Below are 23,510 nucleotides of genomic sequence, written 5' to 3' on the forward strand. Positions count from 1 at the left end.
CCTGAGGCGTGAAATCCGACGGCACATCAATTTTCTATCATATGTTGTTTGCAATTTCAGGTGATGAAACAAATAATTATCGCTCTGTTGGCGGTGTTTTTTCTCATTTTAAAGGGGATCTTATGAAGTATCCTGTCGCTTTGACATGCGGCGCGCTGTGGTTAGCCAGCGTATCTTCTCTGGCCTGGGCGGCGGACGTACCGCCGGGCACGGTACTGGCGAAAAACCAGCTGTTAGTGCGCCATATCAAAGATGAACCCGCCTCGTTAGATCCCGCTAAAGCGGTGGGCCTGCCGGAAATTCAGGTGATCCGCGATCTGTTTGAAGGTTTAGTCAATCAGGATGCGAAAGGCAACCTGATCCCGGGCGTGGCGACCCGCTGGCAGAGCAACGATAACCGCGTCTGGACCTTTACCCTGCGCGATAATGCCCGCTGGTCCGACGGCACGCCGGTCACCGCTGAGGACTTCGTCTATAGCTGGCGGCGTCTGGTGGACCCGAAAACCACGTCGCCGTTCGCCTGGTTTGCCGCGCTGGCGGGGATCGCCAACGCGCAGAACATCATTGATGGCAAAGCCGCGCCGGAGACCCTGGGGGTCACCGCCGTCGACGCCCACACCCTGCGGGTGCAGCTGGATAAGCCGCTGCCGTGGTTCAGCAACCTGACCGCCAGCTTTGCCTTCTACCCGGTACAAAAGGCGAACGTCGACAGCGGGGCAAACTGGACGCGGCCCGGCAGCCTGGTGGGCAATGGCGCCTATGTTCTGAAAGATCGCGTCGTGAATGAAAAGCTGGTAGTGGTGCCCAACACCCACTACTGGGATAACGCCAAAACGGTGATCCAGCAGGTCACCTTTGTGCCGATCAACCAGGAGTCCGCTGCCACCAAACGCTATCTGGCCGGCGATATCGATATCACCGAATCTTTCCCGAAAAATATGTATCAGAAGCTGCTGAAGGATATTCCGGGGCAGGTGTATACCCCGCCGCAGCTGGGCACCTACTATTACGCCTTTAATACCCAAAAGGGGCCGACGGCGGACGAGCGGGTGCGACTGGCGCTGAGTATGACCATCGATCGCCGGGTGATGGCGGAGAAGGTGCTGGGGACCGGGGAAAAACCGGCCTGGCGCTTTACCCCGGACGTAACGGCGGGCTTCACGCCGCAGCCGTCGCAGTTTGAGAGCATGAGTCAGGCCGAGCTTAACGCTCAGGCGAAAGCCCTGCTGGCTGCCGCCGGCTATGGCCCGAATCGCCCGCTGAAGCTGACGCTGCTGTATAACACCTCTGAGAACCACCAGAAGATTGCCATCGCGGTGGCGTCGATGTGGAAGAAGAACCTCGGCGTGGAAGTGAAGCTGCAGAATCAGGAGTGGAAAACCTATATCGACAGCCGCAACACCGGCAATTTCGATGTGATCCGCGCCTCGTGGGTAGGGGATTACAACGAGCCGTCCACCTTCCTGTCGCTGCTGACCTCCACCCACAGCGGAAATATCTCCCGCTTTAACGATCCGGCATACGATAAAATCCTCGCGCAGGCGGCGGTGGAAAATTCAGCCAAAGCGCGTAACGACGATTACAACGCGGCGGAGAAGATCATTATGGTCAAAGCGCCGATTGCGCCGATCTATCAGTACACCAACGGTCGGCTGATTAAGCCGTGGCTGAAAGGCTACCCGATCACCAACCCGGAAGATGTGGCTTATAGCCGTACCATGTACATCGTTAAACACTGATGCGTACTGGCCTCCTGCTCAGGGCAGGTAGCCATAGCTGAACCCGGAGCTGGCGCGGATTACGGCGCCAGTTTCTCCTGCTCACCTTCTCCCGCCACAGTAGAAAACATCACTTTTCTGACGGTATTTTGACTTATTCAACAAAAAGCGGTTACGGTAAATTGCGGATTATACCGTCACAGCTTCCCCGAAATGACGGTAGATTTGAGCAGAGGATACCGTCATGCTGACTGATATCAGGCATAAACTTCTGAAAGCCGGAGTGAAGAACGACAAAATTGCAGACCGTGATGGTCAGTCTGTTTTGGTAACGCTCGCGGCTTCGGCGGCATTCCTGACGATTACGGAATCAATAGTCGGCGTGAAACGCTGGCCACCGGGCGGTATATAACAAGGCGGAATACGCAGAACAACGAGCATCGATGTTGCGTGACTGGGCGGATAGAGTTGGCAGGTGGATTAAGAAATTTAAATGAGTCAGGTACGGGAGAGCAGTCGGTAAATACTTATTTTTGCTAAAATCAGTTAGTCTGGTTCAACAGAATTTGGCGAAAATTAACCAAATTCTGGAAAGAATCATGCGAGCTGCACTCAGAACAGAAGAGTTGATAAAGCTAGTGCCTCTTTTTTTATGTAATTGATAAGCTGGAAAACACTGTGTTTTTACGATACGGTTTTAATGACATCACGGGTTGTTGCCTTTAACTGGGATTAAGTAGAAGCCTGGCTGGACGCGCGTCAGCAGACTTCCGACTTAAGATATGGAGATTGAAATTAGATTGAGAGAATGAGTCTATACTGCAACACGCCAGCCAGAAATTACTTTTTCTTAATTTCCATCACATAGGTAATTGCTGCTTTATCAATAAAATTCTTAACGTCATCATAAGCAGTTTTACCCACAGGTGAATTAAATGCACTAATTGCATCCTCTATTGAATCGAACCAAAGCTCTGAGAAGCCGTCAATAGGAGAGTCCGGATACTTTTCCCGGTCTATGGGATTGAGCACATATCCTCTTAAACCGGGTAACTGGAGTGCGATGGCAGTATGAACATTATCCCAGTAATTAACAAACTCTTCAAAACTCATGTCTTTTTTTCTAATAAGTAAACCTACGTGCTTAAATCCGGCATTGCTTTTCATTGTTACGTATCTCAAAGTTGGGTTGATTATTAATAATAGATATCGATGCTGGCGATGTAATAATTCCATCCGTTTAATTACTGCGATTTTATATGATGTGTGCTCATGTTTGTGAAAGTATATTAGTCTTTCATTTAGTGCTGTGAATTATCATCGTCACGATTAATTAACATTGCCTTATAAGCTCTGTTGAATTGAACCTCCGGTTTCCGGGGCATATAAATTGTTGAGAAGTTCATTATTACTAATTTTCTTAATAAAATAAATGGCGGTTTAGTCTGAAGTGTGTTGACATAGATTCAACAATGATGGCGTAATAACCACTATTGAAGATTTAATGTCAGTTTTAACATTGTAGGCTGTGATGATGGGCGTTGACCAGTGTGTGCATAAGACAGGCTGGGTGGTTATAATAAATTTGAATATTATCAACTCATTAGGAGCTACAGGTGCGTAAAATTGATCACCTTGGCGGCATTACCGCATTTGTCTCAACCGCAAAGCTGGGAAGCTTTACAGCGGCGGCAGAACAACTGGGACTCACAAAATCGGCAATCGGCAAAAGCGTGAGTCGCCTGGAAGATCGTCTAGGACTAAAGCTTTTTCAACGCTCCACAAGGCGATTAAGCCTTACACCTGATGGTGAACGTTTTCTTGAAAGTTGCCAGAGTGCGATAGAAATACTGGAGCAGGCAGAATCAGAACTCTCCTCGCATATCTGCGAACCCTCGGGTCGTTTAAGGGTCGACCTTCCGGCCGCATTTGGTCGTCAAAGAATATTACCGATACTGTTAAAAATTAACCAGGACTATCCAGAGCTTGTTCTATCTGTCACTTTTAGCGAACGCTTTGTTGATCTCATAGAAGAAGGTATCGATCTTGTTATTCGTATCGGTGAACTGGCGGATAGCAGTGCTTTGGTTGCGCGAAGGCTGACAACCCAAAAGTTAGTGATATGCGGCGCCCCTGATTATCTTGATAGCCATAAATCGCCGCTCACGCCCGAAGACCTGGCAGAACATAAATGTATTATGGGTTTTCGACGTAATCAGCCCATATCATGGATCTTAAAAGATAAAGACGGGTTGATAACGAGATGTATTCCTCCCGCAACCCATGAATTTGCGGATGGTGATGCGTTGCTTGCAGCGACGCTGGCCGGATGTGGCCTTTCGCAACTTCCCCTATGGTTAGTGAGGCCGTGGCTGGAAAATGGGCAATTACAAGAGGTATTGGCCGACTATGCTGGCGGAGAAATGCCCATCAGCGCATTGTGGCCCAGGAGTCGGCAGTTGCTGCCGAAGATTCGCTATGTTGTAGACACGCTCGTCTCGGCAGCGGAAGAAGGGCGACTGGATTAGGATGTGGTTTCGGTTTCAGGCCAGGAAGGGTAGTCAGTATAACCTTCCTCGCCGCCGCCATAGGTACCTGTCGGCTTGACCTCATTTAACGGCCAGTTATTAGCCATTCGCTCAACTAAATCAGGGTTCGCAATATAGGGGCGACCAAAGGCAATCAGGTCAGATTTATTAGTGGCCAGGTATTCTTCAGCTTTCGCTTTATCAAAGCCACCAGCAATAATCAACGTACCGGGGTACGCCGCTCTGAATTTTTCAATAAACCCTTCCGGGATTGCCTGTTGCCCGAGTGTCTTTTGGTCACTGAGATGCACGTAAGCGAGGGAACGTTGACCAAGTTTCTTCGCCAGAAGTAACCAAGTCTCTTCTTCGCCGTCAAAAGCGTGCATATCAAACAAATGGCCGAAAGGCGCCAGGCGGATGCCCGTTTTACTGGCCCCAATGGCGTTAGCAATGGCGTCAGTAACCATCAGGACGAATTTTAAGCGGTTCTCGGTATCCTTGCCGCCAAATTCGTCGTTGCGTGTATTCAGGCCGCCATTAATGAATTGTTCTAGCAGGTAACCGTTAGCCGCGTGGATCTCAATACCGTCAAACCCAGCGGTAATCGCATTTCTGGCTGCAATGACATAGTCTTGCACAATCCCCTCAATTTCAGCTGTAGTCAGCGCCTTAGGGGTGGAGACATCGACAGACCCAGGCTGACCATTTACATCATATGCAAAACAATGTGACCCTTCAGCTTTCACCGCGACGGAGCTGACCGGTGCTTGACCATTTGGCTGTAAACTTGTGCTTGAAATGCGACCAACATGCCATAACTGAATGAATATTTTTCCACCACGTTCATGGACCGCTTGAGTCGTCTTTTTCCAGCCTTCAATCTGGCTCTGGTTGTAAATTCCAGGCGTGAACAGGTATCCCTGTCCCTGAACTGATATCTGCGCTCCCTCAGTGATAATCAGTCCAGCAGAAGCTCGTTGAGCATAATATTTAGCCGTTAGCTCATCGGCTGTGTCACCTTTCCTGGCTCTGGAGCGTGTCATAGGGGCCATTACAATACGGTTATTAAGAGTTACATCGCCTAATTTAAAGGGGGAAAACAGTTCATTCATTATTCGTTCCTCAAGTGAATTTTGAAATGATGGGGATTTAAAGCGAAGAAAAAAATAGGGCTTTGTTCCGAACAGTTGTTCCATAAATTCTACAATCAAGACCTATTTGCTTTTGTGTGTTAATTAAGTGTTGGCGGTATCTGGTTTTGTATGCAAACAGACACAAACAATGAGATGATTTTATGTCAGGGTAAGATTGGAAATATTAATATTATTAGGTGTTTATGAATGATTTGTCTGCTGTTCAGTCCGTTGTTTTCGCGTATTAAAAAATTGTTGTTATGCATGGAAACTTGGTGAATCGGCTGAAGAAAAAGTACTATGAAAAATTAAAAAAATAGATAAAATCTAAGTAATTTATTGATTAATATGCGTTTTATTATGTTTTGCTTTTTTTTGAGATAGTTCACAGATTTCGACTGATTGTATCGTTATCGTGAATCACAGCATCACAGTGCTAATCAAAATCTGAATTGGGTGTTACAGTTAAAGCTGGCATGACCAAGTTCCGCATAACAGAAAGTTTATGCATGGGCTTGGTTTTTTTGTTTTTGTGGTTATTGAGGCTTATGGTCAAATGAAAGTACAAAAAATAATTAACAATAACCAAATAATTTGTACGGATCGTAACGGTGATGAGTGTATTGCGATTGGCAAAGGTTTGGGGTTTCAGTCTAAGCCTGGAGAAACAGTTGCACCGGAGAAGATTGAGAAAATATTTAAATTGGACGATACGGGTGTGAGCTCAAAATTTCAGAACCTGGTTAAAAAAATACCCTATGAGCACATACAGGTCACTGATGAAATAATCCAGTATTTTAAGTTGTCACTGGGGAAAAAATTAAGTGATAACATTTATATCTCACTGACGGATCACCTGAACTTTGCCATTGAAAGGACAAAAAAGGGAATAGTCTTTACAAATCCGCTGACATGGGAAACAAAGCGATTTTATAATCATGAATATGCATTAGGTCTGTATGCAATAAAACATATCAAGAACCGCATTGGTATTGAACTGCCTCAGGAGGAGGCCGGTTTTATCGCATTACATATAGTGAATGCATTAACAACTGGGATTTTTGATGAAACTATTGCGATGACTCGTCTCATTCAAGGGGTGTTAAATATTGTAAAATATAATTTTAACATTGAGTTTGATGAAGAAGGTCTTGACTATTATCGCTTTCTGACGCACCTGAGATTTTTCAGCCAAAGGTTACTAAAAAAACAAAGTTATACAAATGGTGACCAGGAGTTTATAAATACTATCCGTAGCCAGTACCCAAGGGAGTATGCTTGTGCGGATAAGGTTAAAAAATATGTTTTTGTAGAATATAAGTACAACATGACAGAAGAGGAAACATTGTATCTGGTCGTACATATAAATCGGCTACTTAATTCAAACAGATAATCAGCCCATTCAATCAATCTACAGATAGAACAGTATATTTTAGTAGTACCTGAGGCACTACTATGCCTACAATATATATGGAGTATGAAATGAATTACAAATCAAATGCTGGGGCTCTTCTTGAAGAGCTCGGCGGGGATAGTAATGTCAAAGGGCTTGTGCATTGTATGACTCGCTTGCGTTTCAACCTGGAAGATGACTCTATTGTTGATGATAATAAAGTCAGAAATATCGCTGGCGTATCCGGTGTTGTCCGACAGGGGAATCAGTATCAGGTTATTATTGGGAAGAATGTTGTTAAGTTCTATGATGAAGTAAAGAAGCTCGTTAATGTTGATGGCCTGACAAATACGGACAATGCACAAGCGAAGAAAAAGAGTGTTCTCGAACGTATCATTGATGTTATTGCCGGAAGCATGATGCCAGTGATCCCTGCCTTGATCGGCGCTGGGATGGTAAAAATTCTGTATCTCATACTTGGTTTTTTTGTGTCGACAGACTCAACTTCGATGAAGTTGTTAGGTGCCATCGGTGATGCCGCATTCTACTTTATGCCGATCCTCATCTCATATGCAGCAGCTAAGCGATTTAATACGAATGCACCATTAGTAGCTGTCGTCACGGCAGTACTTTTGCATCCTGATTTCGTAGCGTTGATGGGGGATGACTCGCAAAAATTACTTTTCCTGGGAGTGCCTGTTATCTCCGCGCACTATGGTTCGACGGTAATTCCCGCTATTTTGAATGCCTGGGTTATTTCATATATTGAGAAGTTCGTCGATCGTATTACCCCTAATATCACAAAAGGATTTCTGAACCCTGCGCTGATTATCCTTATCTCCGCGCCGATCGCATTCTTATTACTCGGGCCATTAGGAGCAATTTTTGGTAAATATCTCGTTTATGTCATCTCATCAATCCCCGACAGCTTCCATATTATTGTGATGGTAGTACTTAGTGCAATCATGCCATTTATTGTCATGACAGGCATGCACTGGGCATTTCTTACGATTACCATACCAGCCCTGGCCACTCCGGGCGGGGAGATGCTGATTATCCCGGCGATGTTAGTTATTAATATGGCGCAAGGTGCAGCTTGTATCGGTGTAGGTATCAAAACAAAAAATAATGCACTTAAGCAGAAGTCATTGGCGGCAGGGTTTACCGCTATATTTGCTGGTTTGACCGAACCCTGTATGTATGGCGTGAACTTACCACTGAAAAAACCTATGCTTGCGGCGTGTATCGCTTCGGGTATTACTGGCGGGATTGTTGGCGCATTTAAATTATCTGCTCATGGTTTTGGTATCGCTTCTCTGGTTGCTATGCCGATATTTATCGATCATTCGAATAACTTAAATCTTATATTAGCTTGTGTCGCTGCTGTTATTGTTATTGTCCTGACTATTCTTTTAACCCTCTTCTTAGGGTTTGAAGACCCGGTTGATGAGAACGCAAAAGAACTGAAAAAGGATGTTCTCCAGGATAAAAAAGTTGTCGCGGTTGAGATGAAAAATATTACTTCGCCCGTTGAAGGTGAAATCATTGCGTTAGGTGATGTATCCGATGCCACTTTTGCTAATGAAATTTTAGGGAAAGGAATTGGTATCCATCCAACGGTAGGCAAGGTTATCAGTCCATTCGATGGCGAAGTCCTCTCTATATTTACCACAAATCATGCCATTGGCCTAAAGTCACTTGATGGTATCGAGCTTCTTATTCATGTCGGGCTGGATACAGTGCAGCTTGATGGCAATGGTTTCAAAGCATTTATTAAAAATGGCGACAAGGTTAAAAAAGGCGATTTACTTATTGAGTTTGATATTGATTATATTAAGTCTGAAGGGTATGACCCGACGACAGTTGTTATCGTAACAAATACCGAAGAATATCAAGATGTCAGTGCATCGATGGATTCTAAGGCTGTATTTAATTCGAACATTCTGGCTATAGCTTGAAGGAGGTGTTATGAGTTTTCCGAATGATTTTCTCTGGGGAGGAGCCGTTGCGGCTAATCAGTGTGAAGGTGCTTTTGACGTTGATGGAAAAGGTCTTAGTATCCAGGATGTTCTGCCCAAAGGCATTATGGCTCCAGTCACTGAGCTGCCCACCTGCGATAACCTGAAACTAAAGGGTATTGATTTCTATCATCGGTATAAAGATGACATCAAAATGTTTGCCGAGATGGGATTTAAGGTCTTTCGGACATCAATTGCCTGGAGTCGAATTTTTCCAAACGGAGATGATTCCATCCCAAATGAAAAAGGGTTGAAGTTTTATGATGACCTTTTTGACGAATGTCATAAATACGGTATCGAACCACTGGTGACAATTTCTCACTATGAAACACCGTTAAATTTATCAAAAAAATATAATGGCTGGGCAAATCGCAGGATGGTGGAATTCTATACGAATTTTGCCACAACGATATTTGAACGTTATAAACACAAGGTTAAATACTGGCTAACATTTAATGAAATTAACTCAGTGTTACATCAGCCGCTGATGAGCGGAGGTATTTTTACGCCTAAAGAAGAGCTCAGTAAGCAAGACCTGTTTCAGGCGGTGCATCATGAATTTATTGCCAGTGCATTAGCGATTAGTAAAGGCCGTGAAATCATGCCAGATGCTAAATTTGGTTGTATGATCTTAAGCATGCCGATTTACCCATTGACACCAAATCCAGATGATGTTTTGGTTGCGATGCAAGCGGAGCATATGAATGATTTCTTTGGCGATGTTCATGTTCGCGGGTACTACCCTGGATATATGAAAAGATACTTCAAAGAAAATAATATCAGGATTCATTTTGAAGATGGCGATGAGAAAATTCTTCAAAATACCGTTGATTTTGTTTCATTCAGCTACTATGTGAGCGTGTGTGAAACGGCTGATAAATCGATCAAACCTGCTATTGGCAATCTTATTGGTGGTGTACCAAACCCATACCTCGAATCTAGTGAGTGGGGATGGCAGATCGATCCGAAAGGTCTACGGATTACATTGAACAAGTACTATGACCGCTATCAAAAGCCACTGTTTATCGTAGAAAACGGACTTGGAGCCCAGGATGTCTTAGTGACAGATATCAACGGTAACTTCACGGTCGAAGATGATTACCGGATTAAATACCTCAATGAACATCTGGTTCAGGTCGAGGAGGCCATTGCAGATGGCGTTCCTGTCATGGGATTTACTACCTGGGGCTGTATTGATCTCGTGAGCGCGTCAACTGCCGAAATGAAAAAACGCTATGGGCTGATTTATGTGGACCGCAATAACGATGGTTCAGGGACCATGGCCCGATATAAGAAAAAATCATTTTTCTGGTATAAAGACGTTATTAATTCTAATGGCAAATCATTGATGCGTTAATGCATATAGGTATAAATATGAATCTGGGTATTTTAGGCACAGGAATGATCGTCAAGGATGTGATGTCATTTATTAACGATCTTGAGCTGGAATCTGTTTCTATTCTGGGTACTGAAGCGACAAAAGACGAAACGGAAAAACTGGCTAACTTATGTCAAAATGGGAAGGCATTTTTTAGCTATGATGAGCTAATAAATAGCGACGTAGATACTATTTATGTGGCTTTACCGAATCATCTGCATTACACATTTGCAGTAAAAGCACTGGAAAGTGGTAAGCATGTGATCATAGAGAAACCCATTGTAATTGATGTTGCTGAGCTATTGCATCTGAAGGAGCTGGCCGAGTCTAAAGGCCTGGTTGTTCTTGAGGCCATGAATATTCACTATCTTGATTCATATTCGAATTTAAAACGTGATTTGCCAGCTCTTGGCGATATCAAAATCGTTAGTATGAATTATAGCCAATTATCATCGCGTTATAGTGACTTCAAAAATAATATTATCCATCCAGCCTTTGACGCCAGAAAGGGCGGCGGTGCTTTGATGGATATTAATATCTATAATATCCACTTTGTTGTTGGCCTTTTTGGTATGCCTGAAGGTGTCGTTTATCAGGCGAATATATCCCAGGGTGTCGATACCAGTGGAATGTTGCTCATGGACTATGGTTCTTTCAAGGCTGTATGCGTCGGTGCGAAAGACTGCCATGCGCCTGTGTCTTCAACGATTCAGGGGGAAATGGGGTGCATTACTCTCAATAAACCAGCAAATCAGATGGTTGGATATGAGCTAAAACCTAATGCCATACCCGCTAAACATATTGAGCATATTGAAAAGCATCGTTTGCTTCCTGAATTTAGAAAATTCATTGAAATTATATCAATGAGAGATTTTTCTCTGGCATCAAAAATGCTGGAAACCAGTATCAATGTCCTGAACGTTATTGAGATGGCTCGTCACCAACAGAATATCGGGGTTAAAAATGTCTGACAAAATGATTATTGGTTATATCGGTAACGGTAAAAGTGCAAACCGTTATCATTTGCCATTTGTGCTAGAACGGAAAGATTCGATCACTGTTAAAACCATTTATTCTGTGAATCTTGAAAGAGATCAGTGGCCACAAATTGATGGTATTCAATATACACAGGAACTTGCTGACCTGTTGAAAGATGACGAGATCGAGGCAGTGATTATTACTACTCCATCGCAGTTTCACTATGAAATGGCGAAGAAGGCCATTCTTGCGGGCAAACACTGTGTTGTGGAAAAACCCTTTACTGAAACACTGGAGCAGGCTAAAGAGCTTCTGGAGCTTGCTTCGCAGATGGGGGTGGTCGTTCAGTCATATCAGAATAGACGTTTTGATAGCGATTTTCTGACCGTTCAGAAAGTGATTGATAGCGGTGTCCTCGGAGACCTTCTGGAAATTGAGATGCACTATGATTATTTCAGGCCTCAGGTACCTGAATCTATTAACCATTTTGATAAAGTAAATGGTTATTTATTCGGACATGGTTGTCATACGCTTGACCAGATTATTTCTGTCTTCGGCACGCCAGATTCAGTACATTATGATGTGAAACAGATCCTTGGTCATGGACGGATGAATGATTATTTTGACCTTGATTTATATTATGGGAAATTAAAAGTTTCGGTTAAATCCAGCTATTTTAGAATTAAAGAAAGACCAAGTTTTGTAGTATATGGTAAAAAAGGGATGTTTGTAAAAGAGAAAAAAGACAAACAAGAGGAGCATCTGAAGTTAGGCTATATGCCTCATAATCCTGATTTTGGCATTGATCTCCCCGCAGATTATGGCGTATTGACTTATATAGATGATGCGGGTGATTTTAATGAACAGAGAGTTATTTCCGTTAATGGAGATTATGGTCGTTATTATGACGCGCTTTTCGCCACCCTTAAAAATGGAAAGGAGCGCCTTGTCACTCCTGAACAAATATTAAATCAAATTTCCTTATTAGAAAATGGAGTGAAAGAACTCTATTAATCATGAGGCCGCTGTATAGCGGCCAATTCCCGAATGATTGGATAACTAAATGAAAAATATAACCTTTAAGCAAGGATGTTTATCTTTGGCTGTATGTACTGCTATTCTATCCTCTAACTCTGCTCTTGCTACCTCAACTTTAAGTATTGAGGAGCAAATAGCTCAACTCCAGAAGCAATTAAAGGAAACACAGGCGGATCTCCAGGAAACAAAAAAGAAGTTGAACGCACAACAATTGGTGATAAATAAGAATGAAGAACTCCAGCGTTCTCACGTTGCGGCGAAACAACAACCAATATTATCTGATCAATCAGGAGATAGGGTTGAAACTATATCTGTCACTAAGCCATCAGGAGCAACGCAATCCCCAAATAATACGAGTGATAAAAAATATACTATCAAAGAAATATCTGCTTTTGTGAAGGATGATATCGGATTTAATTACTCCGGGTATTTTCGTTCTGGTTACTCGGTAGGGAATAGAGGACCTGCAAAATCGTATGCTATTGGGTCTTTGGGGCGTTTTGGGCAGGAAAATAGCTCATGGTTCGATCTGGAACTTTCTCAGCGCGTTTATAACGAGAATGGCAGAAGCGCCAAGGCAGTAGTCTTGTTCGATGGTAACGTTGGTTCTCAGTATAGCGCAGGCTGGTTTGATAGCAATTCAGAGAATCTGATGCAGTTCTCTGATATTTACCTTACGACAAAGGGATTTTTACCGTTTGCGAAGGATGCAGATTTCTGGGTTGGTAAACATAAATTACCTAAACTTGAAATCCAGATGTTGGACTTCAAGTATCATCAATCAGATGCCGCCGCCGGGGTTGGTATTGAAAACTGGCGTCTTGGCCCTGGCTATTTAAATATGGCCTTAACGCGTGAGGACTTAGACGCCCACAGCGTTAACCCGGATGATGACCAGACGCAACAGATTAACACGAATACCATTGACATTCGTTACAATAAAACGCCTGTCTGGTCTGATGCGACGGTTGACGTTTGGGGACGGTATTCCACTCCGAATAAAACCGACCTAAATAAGAAAAATGAAGATAACGGTACTTATTTTAGCGTTAAAGAGGCCTGGCATGTTGGTGGTACATTAACTCAAAACTGGAAAAGAGGTGGTTTTACTAATTTTAGTTTCCAGACTGCGAACAACTCGATTGCCAGCGGATTCTCATTAGTTACTGACTCCGGTGCTCTTTATGGCTATAACGGGCAGTATTATGGTGAGCATACTAATTGTAAAGCCTACAGATTCCTTTCAGAAGGTGAAAATTATATTGGTTCAAGATATATTGTTGCGCATGCATTTGTTTATAGTTTTGGTAATGATGTCTATGATTATTACACTGGTCCCCATACTGATTTTAACTCCACCCGAATTGTGGTAAGGCCTGCTTACATCTGGAATACCTATAATCAGAGTGGCATAGAGCTCGGCTGGTTTACTCAAACTAATAAAACTGGTGGTGTCGATTATAAAGAGTCGGGCCTGAAAACAACACTGTTCCATACCTTTAAAGTCAATACGAGTATGTTGACTTCAAGACCAGAAATTCGTTTTTATGCGACATATCTGAAAAGTTTTGATAATGAAATTACTCAGTTTGAATTTAATGATTACAAGAAAGACCAGTTTACCATTGGTACTCAAGCTGAAGTGTGGTGGTAAATCTACTATCTTATATGTTTAGGTGAACATGATTATATGTGTATTTTACCTTGACTTATATAAATCATATTTGGTTTCGGGTATATAATCGAGCGCTATACTCTGCGTGGCGTGTTCCGTTCTGTGACGATAACTTCGACAGAAGAGTGGTCGGGTTCAAGTATACCTATTTGTCATGAATATCAAATGGAGGGTGGGGGCGAGTGTTGTAAGACACGTCCGCCTCCAGTGTTGTTTTATAGATAGTGGCCATCAAATTGATGGTGGACATAATCAGACATAGTATTACAGGGGGAGTACGTAACCAGGCACTAAAAGCTCCATGTTACCTGCTGCCCGCAGGCAACCTCTGCTACATTCGCAATGTATCAATAACCGCTCTCAGCGCGGGCGACACATTGCGGTGCGGGTAATAGAGAAATGAACCTTCCAGACGCTGGCTATAACGCTGGAGTACCCGGATAAGCGTGCCCTGCGCTAGATCGTCGGTAATCAGTTCTTCCGGGACATAGGCCAGCCCCAGACCGAGCCTGGCCGCTTTGGCTTCCATATAGCTATCGGCGAATGCCCACTGTCCCTGCGGCGGATGAGTGATTTTTTTGCCATCCACGTTAAGTTCCCAGGCGTAAAGGCTGCCGTCGCCAAACTGATAAGCGATGCAGGGGTGGACGACTAAATCGGCGGGCGTTTGTGGAAAGCCGTAGCGTCGAAAATGTTCCGGTGTACCCACCACCGCCATCTCCATATCGGGAGAAATGCGTACCGCAATCATGCCGCTTCCGACTTCCGGGCCCAGACGTACGCCCGCATCGAATCGCTCCGCAATAATATCGACAAACCGGCTTTCGCTGATCAGTTCCAGTCTGATATCGGGATAGCGTTGTTTAAATACTGCCAGCTTCGGCAGCAGGACTTTATCAATGGCATGCTGGCTGGCATTGATGCGTACCGTACCGGATGGCGTTTGACGATAGTGGGCCAGCGTGGCGAGTCCCATATCTAAGGCGTCGAAACCGGATTCGACATTGTGATAGAGCTGCTCACCCGCCTGAGTGAGCGACAAACGGCGGGTGGTGCGCACCAGAAGCTGAACGCCCAGGCGCTCTTCAAGTTCACGAACCGCACGGCTGATCCCGGACTGCGCCAGGCCAAGTCGTTGCGCTGCGGCGGTAAAACTGCCTTCCCGCACCACCTGCATAAACAGATAAAGGTCATTATAGTTTTCTCGTTTCGCCATTCTACCGCCTCGTAATCCGCATGCCATTTAGAACAATATGGTATTAATCTTAGCATTTTTAACCCACTAATCAGCACTATTACTGCTGGCTACACTAAGCCCACGACAACAAAGCGCAGCAGCGTTGTCTACTGGAGATTTGCATTGATCACGTTTATTTAGGGGGCTTTGATGACGGTTTTCACCAAAAAACTGACAGCCGCGATACCCGCCATGCTGCTTTGCGCCTCATTAAGTGGAGTCACAACGATGAGTTATGCTGATACGACTAACCCGAATACGCCTGTCTCTTTGATTGAAAAATGGGACAAAACATTCCCTGAGAGCGTGAAAGTGGATCATCGTAAGGTGACCTTCCACAACCGCTACGGGATTACTTTAGCAGGAGACCTTTACCTGCCGAAGGATCGCGGCGACCGCAAACTGGCCGCCATTGCCGTTAGCGGTCCTTTCGGCGCGGTAAAAGAGCAATCCAGCGGCCTGTATGCCCAGACGTTGGCCGAGCAGGGGTTTGTCACCCTGGCGTTTGACCCATCCTATACGGGTGAAAGCGGTGGCTACCCACGTAACGTGGCTTCGCCGGACATCAATACCGAGGATTTCAGTGCCGCGGTGGACTTTCTGGGCCTGCAAAAAGAGGTGGATCGCCACCGTATCGGTTTGCTCGGCATTTGCGGCTGGGGCGGTATGGCCTTAAACGACGCGGCGATGGATACGCGCGTCAAAGCGGTGGCGACCAGCGTCATGTATGACATGAGCCGCGCGATGGGGCATGGAGTCGGCGATGGCAAAGACCGCTACACGACAGCCGACCGCCGAGCGGTACTGCAGTACCTGAACGCGCAGCGCTGGAAGGATGCGGCAAACGGCACTTTCGCCCCCGGCGGGCATGACATTTATGTTGATGATAAAGGCAACGTCAGCGCTGCCGATCGTATTTTGCCGGAAACCTTGCCCGCCAATCCCAACCCGGTCCTGAAAGAGTTCTTCGATTATTACCGTATGCCGCGTGGTTTCCATCCTCGTTCGGTTAATTCAACCGGGGCATGGAATGCGACGATGCCGCTGTCGTTTATGAATATGCCGCTGTTGAATTATGCCGGCGAAGTGACTATTCCGACGCTTATCGTGACGGGCGAAAAAGCCCATTCTCGCTATTTTGCCGAAGATGCCTATAAGGCTATTGGCAGCAACGAGAAAGAACTGGTGATTGTCCCTGGCGCAAACCATGTCGATCTTTATGACAACGCCGCAGGAAAAATTCCCTTCAGTCAGTTCGAGCAGTTCTTTAAAACCAACCTGAAATAGACCTCCTGTGCCGGAGACATCCCCAATGCCGCCACGCGCCTGCGGGCGGCTTTGTATGGTCGGAGCTAAATAATGTCTGCATTAAGTAACACCCGGGCACACTGGAGCGGCGTCCTGGCGATGACGCTCTGCGTATTTGTACTCATTGCCTCAGAATTTATGCCGGTCAGCCTGTTAACGCCCATCGCTGGCGATTTAGGCGTCACCGAGGGATTAGCCGGTCAGGGCATTGCCATTTCAGGCGCGCTGGCGGTGCTGACCAGCCTGAGCATTTCTCGCCTTGCGGGAGCACGGGATCGTAAATACCTTCTGTTAGCGCTCACGGCGCTGATGGCGGTCTCGGGAATGATGATTGCCCTGGCGTCCAGCTATCCAGTTTATATGCTGGGCAGGGCGCTCATTGGGATCGTCATCGGCGGCTTCTGGTCTATGTCGGCCGCAACGGCCATTCGCCTGGTGCCGCAACGTCAGGTCCCCCGCGCATTGGCCATCTTTAACGGCGGTAACGCGCTGGCCACCGTTGTGGCAGCGCCGCTGGGCAGCTACCTGGGGGCCACCGTCGGCTGGCGCGGCGCCTTTTTATGTCTCGTCCCGCTGGCGATGGTGGCCTTCGTCTGGCAATGCGTTAGCCTGCCGTCGATGAAAAACCAGCGCGCACCACAGCCGCAGGGAACCGTGCTGGGTTTGTTCCGCCGCTCGACGGTATTCCTTGGATTGCTGGCCTGCGGGCTGTTTTTTATGGGGCAGTTTACCTTATTTACCTATGTGCGACCGTTTCTGGAGACCGTGACCCGAGTCAGTTCCTCTGGCCTGTCCCTGATATTGCTGGCGATGGGTACCGCCGGTTTCGTCGGCACGCTGCTTATTTCGAGCGCGCTGAACGCCCGGTTTTATCCGACGCTGGTGGCTATCCCTTTGGTCATGGCCGCGATTGCCGGAACGCTTCTGCTGGCCGGACACCACCCGGGATCAGTCGCCGTACTGTTAAGCCTGTGGGGCCTGCTGGCGACGGCCGCACCCACCGGCTGGTGGATGTGGATTGCGCGGACGCTGCCCGAGGATGCGGAGGCGGGCGGTGGTCTGATGGTCGCCGTGATCCAGCTATCGATTGCCCTCGGGTCAACGGCAGGCGGCCTGGTGTTTGATATCCTGGGATGGCGCAGCAATTTTGCACTGAGCGGTCTGTTACTGCTGGCGGCGGCAGGGGCGACTTTTCTGCTCTCTGCCAAAATCAGCTCATCTCAGCGCACGCCAATTAATGAGCTGGATGCATAAGTCAAATCACAAATGACAGGGTAATCACGGCGACGTTTATGGCCTACCATGATGGTTAAACAAGATGAGGGCTGACCATGGAATATTGCGTATTAAGTAACAACCGTAAAATGCCGATGCTGGGTTTTGGCGTTTTTAAGGTAACCGATAAAGCAGAGTGTAAGCGGTCGGTGCTGAACGCCATTCGCACCGGCTACCGCCTCATCGATACCGCCGCCGTCTACGATAACGAAGATGCGGTGGGGGAGGCCGTTCGCGAAGCCATCGCCGAAGGTCTGTGTACCCGCGAGGCGCTGTTTATTACCTCCAAACTGTGGGTTCAGGACATGGCCAACGCCGGGATGGCGAAAGCCGGGATTGCCGCGTCCTTAAAAAAATCCGGGCTGGAATACTTCGATCTATATCTGTTGCATCAGGCGATGGGCGATTATTTCAGCGCCTGGCGCGCGCTGGAGGAGGCTTATGAAGCCGGTATCCTGAAAGCGATCGGCGTGTCCAATTTCTACGCCCATGTGTTAGCTAACTTCTGCGAAACCGTCAGAATCAGGCCGATGGTGAATCAGGTCGAATTGCATCCTTATTTCGCCCAGCCCGCGGCGCTGGAAACCATGAAGCACTATCACGTTCAGCCGGAAGCCTGGGCGCCGTTAGGCGGTGGCAGACATAATCCGTATGAAGAGGCCATGCTGCAGGAGATTGCCGATGCCCACCAAAAAACCGTTGCTCAGGTGGTCCTGCGCTGGAACGTGCAGCGAGGCGTCACGGTCATTCCTAAATCCACCCGCCAGGAGCGTATTGAAGAGAACTTTGCCATCTGGGATTTCTCGCTCACCGCGCGCGAAATGGCGCAAATTAGCGATCTGGATTTAGGTTACGTTGGCGAAGCAGTGAAACACTTTAACCCTGAATTCGTTCGCGGCTGTCTGGGGGTGAAAATCCACGACTGATCGTGGCTCAGCGTGACGCCTGCTTCATTTAGCTGCCTGCGCCGCAGCGACGGGTTCGGTATGCTGGTTAGCGCCCACGCGTGTGCCGCGACGGTTGTCGATGCGGTAGTCGACCGTCACGGGCTGCGGGCCGGCAGGGGTGACGGTCAGCTCCCTGACCATCTGGCCGGCGTCCGGTGGCAGGGTCAGGGTGGTTTCCCCCTGAGCGAGCATCTGGCCATTTTGCCTGACCTGCCAGGTCAGGCGACAATCCTCGCAGGCCGTCCAGGTATCGTTAATCGCCCACAGGCGCACCGTCGCCGGGCTACCCTGACGCCAGCTGGCGGTCACCGGCTCGATGGATGGCAGGATCGGCTGATAGGCGCGCTGCAGGGCATAGTAACCCGCCTTCGGCTGGCGCAGATAATCCACCACCCCCCAGTTGATGGAGGGCCATGTCTCGACAAACATAAAGTGGAACAGGGCGGTCACCGGCTGATAACGTTGGCGGCGATAGCTCTCCGCTGCCAGCGCCACCAGCCTGGCCTGATACGCCTGGGTGTTTTCAATCATCTCCTGAATAGTGTTGCCTCGTGGAATACCGGCAAATTTAAAGGTCTGGAAAGGCTGAAAATTATGGTACTTCCATCGCACCCAGCCGGGGTCGTCGGCGGCGGTGGTTTTCGGCCACAGCAGACGGGCCGGGATAATGGTCTTCAGGGTGGAGAGGCGGGGCAGCGCCTGGGCGCCAAACTCGGAAATAATCCCGGTTTTCGCCGGGGAGAGCAGGTCGCGCAGGGTGCCGAAATACCAGCCCGCCCAGTAGTGCTCTTCAACAGCGGAAAAGCGATGCACGATGCGGGAGGTATCTTCCGCCAGCGCATCGCCCACCCGCTGCGTCAGGGTCTGGTTTAAGGTTTTACGCCAGTCGGGGAAGCGTTTCTCCATCCACGGCGAGTTCCACGGCGGCTCGTTGTGACCGCCCCAGACAATAATCGCCGGCGAATTGCCGAACTGGTCCATCATCGCCCGGGTCTGGCGCACCGCGTTATCGGCAAAGGCGACGCTGTCATCATAACCCCACTGCAGCGGAACATCCTGCCAGATCATCAGCCCCATCTCATCGGCCACCTCATACAGCGCGCGGCCCGCCACGTGGCCATGAACGCGGATGGCGTTGGCGTTCATGGCCGTGACTAGCCTGAAATCCCGGCGATATTTTTTCCGCGTCATGGTGCTCAGCCACGGCGAGCCAATATAGTTGCTGCCCTTGATGAACAGCCGTTTGTCATTGATGCGCCAGCCCTGATTGTCCGCCAGCGCTTCCACCTTACGTAATCCGGTGCGGGTGACGGCGGAATCCATGATCCCCCGGTTATCCGCGAGGGTGGCGCGCACCCGGTAGAGGTTAGGTTTGCCAGCACCCACGGGCCACCAGAGCTTTGCCGAGGGCATGGGCAGCGAGACGCGCAGGACGCCTGCGGTGTTCTCCAGGGTGACCGCGAAGGCCTGTTGAAAACGCGGGCCGGAAAAATTGTCCGGGGTGGCCGTCAGGCGCAGCGTGACGGGGCCGGGGGTCACGGCGCGATAGCGGATTTCGGCACGCAGAATGGGCTGCTCCAGCCCTTGTCGCCAGTCCGGACGCAGGATCACCTCGTCGAGGGTGACGCCGCGGCTCAGATGGAGCTTCACCGGCGCCCAGATCCCCCCGGAATTGGCATCCTGCCCCTGAACCGACCAGGCGCCGCCCGGGCGGGTATCGTGCTGGTTCAGGATCCCTTTCATCAGCGTTTTGTGCAGCGGCCAGATCGTTTGCGGGTCTTCATAGGGGCTGTCGACCCGCACGGCGAGCTGATTATGGCGGCGAACGACCCCGGTGATGTCCACCGGGAAGCGCTGAAAATACCCTTCGTGCCGGGCCAGCGTCTTGCCGTTGAGCGCCACCTCGGCAAAGTAATCGACGCCGTCAAACACCAGGGTGGCCATGGCGTCCGGCGTCAGGCCATGCAGGGTAAACTGATGGCGATACCACAGGGCGCCCTGATGATCGTATCCGGCGCTGTACCAGTTTGCCGGTACCCGCAGCGTGCGCCAGTCGCCATCCGAAGCCTGCGCGCCGTCGAAGGCGCTGTCGTTGGCGTCATGCACCCGCCATTGTCCGGCCAGTGACCAGGTTACCGGCGCTGAGCCGGCGTGCGCCAGCGGCAGGCAAACCACCAGCAGCAGAAGACGTCTAGCGATCACGGGGAGCCTCCTGCATTCTGCGGCGCAGCCACAGGTGGCAACCCGCGATCGCCTCGGCCAGCGTGTCTTGCAGGTCGCCCGGCACGCTCTGGTCGGGCGAGGCTGCCTGGCTCTCCAGTTGCTGGAGCACCCCGGAAAGGCGCTGAAAGCCAAGGGTGGCCGCCTCACCGCGCAGTTTGTGGGCGGCGCGACGCCACGTCTCCCGGTCATTAGCGTTAATGGCGTGGGTAAGGGCGGCGGCGGCAGCGTCAAGCCCAGCAGCGAAGAGCCCCAGCAGCTCCTCGACCAGCTCAGGATCGTCGGCGCACTGTTTCAGCAGGCGGGCCTCGTCCGGCAGGCCTTCCTCTTCCTCCGGACCGCTATTTTCCGCCGCGCCGACGCGGGCGATGGCCTCCCGTAGCGCCTCCTGGCTCACCGGTTTGGCGATATAGCCGTCGAAGCCCATCGCCAGACAGCGCTCTCTATCGCCCTGCATCGCGTGGGCGGTCATAGCCATCGCGGGCTGGTGCTCCCGGCCGAGCGCCTGCGTCTCTTCGCGCAGCAGGCGGATGGCGGTTTCACCGTCCATCTCCGGCATTTGCAGATCGATCAGCAGGAGATCCCAGCAGTCGGCGCGCCAGCGCGCCAGCGCCTCCCGGCCGTTGTTCACCACTTCGCAGCGGTGGCCAAGCTGTTCCAGCAGCCGTCTGGCGACCTTCTGATTAACCAGATTGTCCTCGGCCAGCAGGATATGCAGCCCGGCCTGCTCCCTGACCGGTTCCGCAACGGGGGCTGGCGCTGTCGCCGCCACCGGCGTGGGAACCAGAATGCCGGCGATAACCTGATGCAGTTCGCGCTGCGCCACCGGTTTATGCAGATAGTGAGCAATGCCGATGCGCTTGAGCATATTGGCGTCAAAATGGCGGCTCATGGAGCTGAGCATAATAATCTGGCTTTGCCGGGCCTCGGGCAGGGCGGAAAGCTCCAGCGCCAGGGATACGCCGTCCATATCCGGCATCTGCGCGTCCAGCAGGATCAGCGGCCAGGGCGGCCCTTCGGCGGCCCGGCGTAGCGCCTCGCCGGCGTTGTCCACGCAGCTTGGCATCAGCCCCATCTGGCGAAGCATGGCGTCGAGCAGGCGCAGGTTGGTGCTGTTGTCGTCAACCACCAGCACCCGCTGGTGGTTAAAGTGGCCCAGCGGGGCGCTGTCGGCGGCGGCGTGCAGCGCTGCCAGCGGCAGGGTGAAGGCAAATTCGCTGCCCGCCCCGGGCTGGCTCTCCACCGTCAGCTCGCCGCCCATCAGGCTGACCAGGCGGGCCGAAATGGTTAACCCCAGACCGGTGCCGCCGTAGCGGCGGGTGGTGGAGCTATCGGCCTGGCTGAAAGCCTCGAAGATCGCCTTTTGCTTCTCCGCGGCGATGCCGATGCCGGTATCGCGAATGCGAAAGCGCCAGCGGTTTTCGTCGCCGGCCGGCGCTATCGCCAGCAGAACCTCCCCCTGATGCGTGAACTTCAGCGCATTACCCAACAGGTTGGTCAGGATTTGCCGCAGCCGGGGGCCATCGACGATCAGCACCTCGGGCACCGCTGGGGAGATATCCACCAGCAGCTCAATGCCCTTTTCGCTGGCGGCAGGCATATGCGGGCGGATCAGCGACTGAACAAAGGGGCGGATCTCCAGCGGCTCTTCGTCCACCTGCATCTTGCCCGACTCAATGCGTGAGAAATCAAGAATGTCGTTAATAATGTGCAGCAGCGACTGGGCTGAGCTCATCACCAGCGAAAGGTACTCCCGCTGCTCCGCGGTCAGCGGCGTGTCGAGGCAGAGCTGCGTCATGCCGAGAATGCCGTTCATCGGGGTGCGGATTTCGTGGCTCATATTGGCGAGGAAGGCGCTTTTCGCTTCGTTCGCCTCGCGGGCTTCCTTCGCCGCCTCAATGGCCAGCAGCTCTGCGGCTTTGCGCCGGGTAATATCCTGCAAGGTGCCGATCACCCGCTCTGCCTGCTGCTGCATATTGAGGGTGACGATCTGCCCCGAGAGCAGCATCCAGCGCCAGCCCTGCGTGGGGTGCTGGACGCGAAGTTCACATTCAAAAAACGGCATATGCTCGTTTTGCGAGGCGATCATCGCCTGCTGCAGGGTGGCGCGATCCTCCTCGTGGACCAGATTGAGCATAAAACGCAGTGGAAAGCGCCACTGCGCCCGTGACTGGCCGACCATCGCCAGCAGAGTGTCATTGACCTGCAGGCTGTCGCCGGAGACCTGCCAGTCCCAGATGCCGATCTGGATCGACTCCGCGGTGAATAAAAAGTCGTCGTGAAGCTGGTGACGCGAGCGTCGGGCCTCGTCAAGCTCGGTGATGTCGGTATGCAGGCTGACAATCCCGCCATCCGCCAGCCGCTGATGCTGAACGTAAATCCGGCGGTTGCCCGACTGACGGACCTCGCAGTGGTTCGTCTGGCGGCAGTTGCGGATTATCGCCTCGCGCAGCGTCTGTTGCCGGCCTGGGTCGATGTTATATCCGGCATCGATAAACTTCTCCGCCAGGCTCTCAAGAGAGGCGCCGACGGCGAGCCAGGGCGCGATCGTTGGATAAAACAGCGCCACCTTATCATTCCAGGCCTGCAGTCGTTCGCGCTCATCGTAGATCATCACCGCCGAGGGCAGGAGGTTGAGGTCGGTACGGTTAGCGGCATGCATGA

Annotated in this window: 17 protein-coding genes and 2 pseudogenes; 14 read left to right on the forward strand and 5 right to left on the reverse strand. The window is 50.0% G+C overall.

From position 1 onward, the window contains the following. Positions 1-8: 8 nt before the first annotated feature. From MKR05_RS02075 to MKR05_RS02090, 4 genes and pseudogenes are all read left to right on the forward strand, one after another. A pseudogene (locus MKR05_RS02075) lies at positions 9-122 on the forward strand (hypothetical protein); the annotation flags it as partial. After that, positions 123-1,739: an ABC transporter substrate-binding protein gene (locus MKR05_RS02080; protein ID WP_048335009.1), complete on the forward strand. Its 1,617-nt coding sequence runs from the start codon at positions 123-125 to the stop codon at positions 1,737-1,739. A 223-nt stretch (positions 1,740-1,962) separates the two neighbouring features. After that, positions 1,963-2,130 carry a hypothetical protein gene (locus MKR05_RS02085; protein ID WP_158238128.1) on the forward strand — a complete coding sequence of 56 codons (168 nt, stop codon included), beginning with the start codon at positions 1,963-1,965 and terminating at the stop codon, positions 2,128-2,130. Continuing rightward, positions 2,111-2,215, forward strand: a pseudogene (locus tag MKR05_RS02090) (integrase); the annotation flags it as partial. The gene MKR05_RS02085 and the pseudogene MKR05_RS02090, both read left to right, overlap by 20 nt. Positions 2,216-2,558: 343 nt before the next feature. On the opposite strand, the gene MKR05_RS02095 reads toward MKR05_RS02090, so the two are convergent. Continuing rightward, positions 2,559-2,885, reverse strand: a complete 327-nt coding sequence (locus MKR05_RS02095) for an EthD family reductase (RefSeq protein ID WP_049013556.1) — start codon at positions 2,883-2,885, stop codon at positions 2,559-2,561. A gap of 449 nt (positions 2,886-3,334) precedes the next feature. Here MKR05_RS02095 and MKR05_RS02100 point away from each other — a divergent pair, with 449 nt between their 5' ends. After that, on the forward strand, positions 3,335-4,246 hold the full coding sequence (locus MKR05_RS02100) for a LysR substrate-binding domain-containing protein (protein WP_049013557.1): 912 nt from the start codon (positions 3,335-3,337) through the stop codon (positions 4,244-4,246). On the opposite strand, the gene MKR05_RS02105 is transcribed toward MKR05_RS02100, so the two are convergent. Further along, positions 4,243-5,358 (reverse strand): alkene reductase, encoded by a 1,116-nt coding sequence (locus MKR05_RS02105; protein WP_284118038.1) that lies wholly within the window; start codon positions 5,356-5,358, stop codon positions 4,243-4,245. The genes MKR05_RS02100 and MKR05_RS02105 overlap by 4 nt on opposite strands. Positions 5,359-5,884: 526 nt before the next feature. Here MKR05_RS02105 and licT point away from each other — a divergent pair. The 6 genes from licT (at position 5,885) to MKR05_RS02135 (ending at position 13,838) form a co-directional block, all read left to right on the forward strand. Then, positions 5,885-6,772 (forward strand): BglG family transcription antiterminator LicT, encoded by an 888-nt coding sequence (gene licT, locus MKR05_RS02110; protein ID WP_238875490.1) that lies wholly within the window; start codon positions 5,885-5,887, stop codon positions 6,770-6,772. A gap of 89 nt (positions 6,773-6,861) precedes the next feature. After that, entirely contained in the window at positions 6,862-8,730 is a 1,869-nt protein-coding gene (locus MKR05_RS02115; protein ID WP_238875488.1) for a beta-glucoside-specific PTS transporter subunit IIABC, read from the forward strand. Positions 8,731-8,740: 10 nt separating this feature from the next. Continuing rightward, positions 8,741-10,147: a glycoside hydrolase family 1 protein gene (locus MKR05_RS02120; RefSeq protein WP_049013432.1), complete on the forward strand. Its 1,407-nt coding sequence runs from the start codon at positions 8,741-8,743 to the stop codon at positions 10,145-10,147. A 17-nt stretch (positions 10,148-10,164) separates the two neighbouring features. Further along, positions 10,165-11,139, forward strand: a complete 975-nt coding sequence (locus MKR05_RS02125) for a Gfo/Idh/MocA family protein (RefSeq protein ID WP_238875485.1) — start codon at positions 10,165-10,167, stop codon at positions 11,137-11,139. Beyond that, entirely contained in the window at positions 11,132-12,160 is a 1,029-nt protein-coding gene (locus MKR05_RS02130) for a Gfo/Idh/MocA family oxidoreductase (protein ID WP_110243529.1), read from the forward strand. The genes MKR05_RS02125 and MKR05_RS02130 overlap by 8 nt, the downstream gene beginning before the upstream one ends. A gap of 49 nt (positions 12,161-12,209) precedes the next feature. Then, a complete protein-coding gene (locus tag MKR05_RS02135) occupies positions 12,210-13,838 on the forward strand; it encodes a carbohydrate porin (protein ID WP_238875484.1) in 1,629 nt (542 codons plus the stop codon). Between the two features lie 352 nt (positions 13,839-14,190). On the opposite strand, the gene MKR05_RS02140 is transcribed toward MKR05_RS02135, so the two are convergent. Continuing rightward, positions 14,191-15,075 (reverse strand): LysR family transcriptional regulator, encoded by an 885-nt coding sequence (locus MKR05_RS02140; RefSeq protein ID WP_023289368.1) that lies wholly within the window; start codon positions 15,073-15,075, stop codon positions 14,191-14,193. A gap of 171 nt (positions 15,076-15,246) precedes the next feature. On the opposite strand from MKR05_RS02140, the gene MKR05_RS02145 reads away from it, so the two are divergent. The 3 genes from MKR05_RS02145 to MKR05_RS02155 all read left to right on the forward strand — a co-directional run bounded on the left by MKR05_RS02145 (position 15,247) and on the right by MKR05_RS02155 (position 18,605). Further along, complete coding sequence (locus tag MKR05_RS02145; protein ID WP_032428790.1) at positions 15,247-16,383, forward strand: alpha/beta hydrolase; 1,137 nt, start codon at positions 15,247-15,249, stop codon at positions 16,381-16,383. 72 nt (positions 16,384-16,455) lie between these two features. Continuing rightward, positions 16,456-17,658: an MFS transporter gene (locus MKR05_RS02150; protein ID WP_238875480.1), complete on the forward strand. Its 1,203-nt coding sequence runs from the start codon at positions 16,456-16,458 to the stop codon at positions 17,656-17,658. Between the two features lie 77 nt (positions 17,659-17,735). Next, a complete protein-coding gene (locus MKR05_RS02155; protein ID WP_110243524.1) occupies positions 17,736-18,605 on the forward strand; it encodes an aldo/keto reductase in 870 nt (289 codons plus the stop codon). 24 nt (positions 18,606-18,629) lie between these two features. Here the strand turns inward: MKR05_RS02155 and MKR05_RS02160 are convergent, their stop codons facing one another. Continuing rightward, positions 18,630-20,828, reverse strand: a complete 2,199-nt coding sequence (locus MKR05_RS02160; protein ID WP_238875478.1) for a glycosyl hydrolase 2 galactose-binding domain-containing protein — start codon at positions 20,826-20,828, stop codon at positions 18,630-18,632. Beyond that, positions 20,818-23,508 (reverse strand): response regulator, encoded by a 2,691-nt coding sequence (locus MKR05_RS02165; protein ID WP_238875476.1) that lies wholly within the window; start codon positions 23,506-23,508, stop codon positions 20,818-20,820. Before MKR05_RS02165 ends, MKR05_RS02160 begins: the two co-directional genes overlap by 11 nt. Between the last annotated feature and the right edge of the window lie 2 nt (positions 23,509-23,510).

Source organism: Klebsiella sp. K5-204, from assembly GCF_030128585.1.
GTDB lineage: Bacteria > Pseudomonadota > Gammaproteobacteria > Enterobacterales > Enterobacteriaceae > Klebsiella > Klebsiella quasipneumoniae.

Bases quoted from the DNA above. Each gene is read 5' to 3' on its own strand.
- MKR05_RS02080 (WP_048335009.1), top strand. From the start codon at position 123: ATGAAGTATCCTGTCGCTTTGACATGCGGCGCGCTGTGGTTAGCCAGC.
- MKR05_RS02085 (WP_158238128.1), top strand. From the start codon at position 1,963: ATGCTGACTGATATCAGGCATAAACTTCTGAAAGCCGGAGTGAAGAAC.
- MKR05_RS02095 (WP_049013556.1), bottom strand. From the start codon at position 2,885: ATGAAAAGCAATGCCGGATTTAAGCACGTAGGTTTACTTATTAGAAAA.
- MKR05_RS02105 (WP_284118038.1), bottom strand. From the start codon at position 5,358: ATGAATGAACTGTTTTCCCCCTTTAAATTAGGCGATGTAACTCTTAAT.
- licT (WP_238875490.1), top strand. From the start codon at position 5,885: ATGCATGGGCTTGGTTTTTTTGTTTTTGTGGTTATTGAGGCTTATGGT.
- MKR05_RS02115 (WP_238875488.1), top strand. From the start codon at position 6,862: ATGAATTACAAATCAAATGCTGGGGCTCTTCTTGAAGAGCTCGGCGGG.
- MKR05_RS02120 (WP_049013432.1), top strand. From the start codon at position 8,741: ATGAGTTTTCCGAATGATTTTCTCTGGGGAGGAGCCGTTGCGGCTAAT.
- MKR05_RS02125 (WP_238875485.1), top strand. From the start codon at position 10,165: ATGAATCTGGGTATTTTAGGCACAGGAATGATCGTCAAGGATGTGATG.
- MKR05_RS02130 (WP_110243529.1), top strand. From the start codon at position 11,132: ATGTCTGACAAAATGATTATTGGTTATATCGGTAACGGTAAAAGTGCA.
- MKR05_RS02135 (WP_238875484.1), top strand. From the start codon at position 12,210: ATGAAAAATATAACCTTTAAGCAAGGATGTTTATCTTTGGCTGTATGT.
- MKR05_RS02140 (WP_023289368.1), bottom strand. From the start codon at position 15,075: ATGGCGAAACGAGAAAACTATAATGACCTTTATCTGTTTATGCAGGTG.
- MKR05_RS02145 (WP_032428790.1), top strand. From the start codon at position 15,247: ATGACGGTTTTCACCAAAAAACTGACAGCCGCGATACCCGCCATGCTG.
- MKR05_RS02150 (WP_238875480.1), top strand. From the start codon at position 16,456: ATGTCTGCATTAAGTAACACCCGGGCACACTGGAGCGGCGTCCTGGCG.
- MKR05_RS02155 (WP_110243524.1), top strand. From the start codon at position 17,736: ATGGAATATTGCGTATTAAGTAACAACCGTAAAATGCCGATGCTGGGT.
- MKR05_RS02165 (WP_238875476.1), bottom strand. From the start codon at position 23,508: ATGCATGCCGCTAACCGTACCGACCTCAACCTCCTGCCCTCGGCGGTG.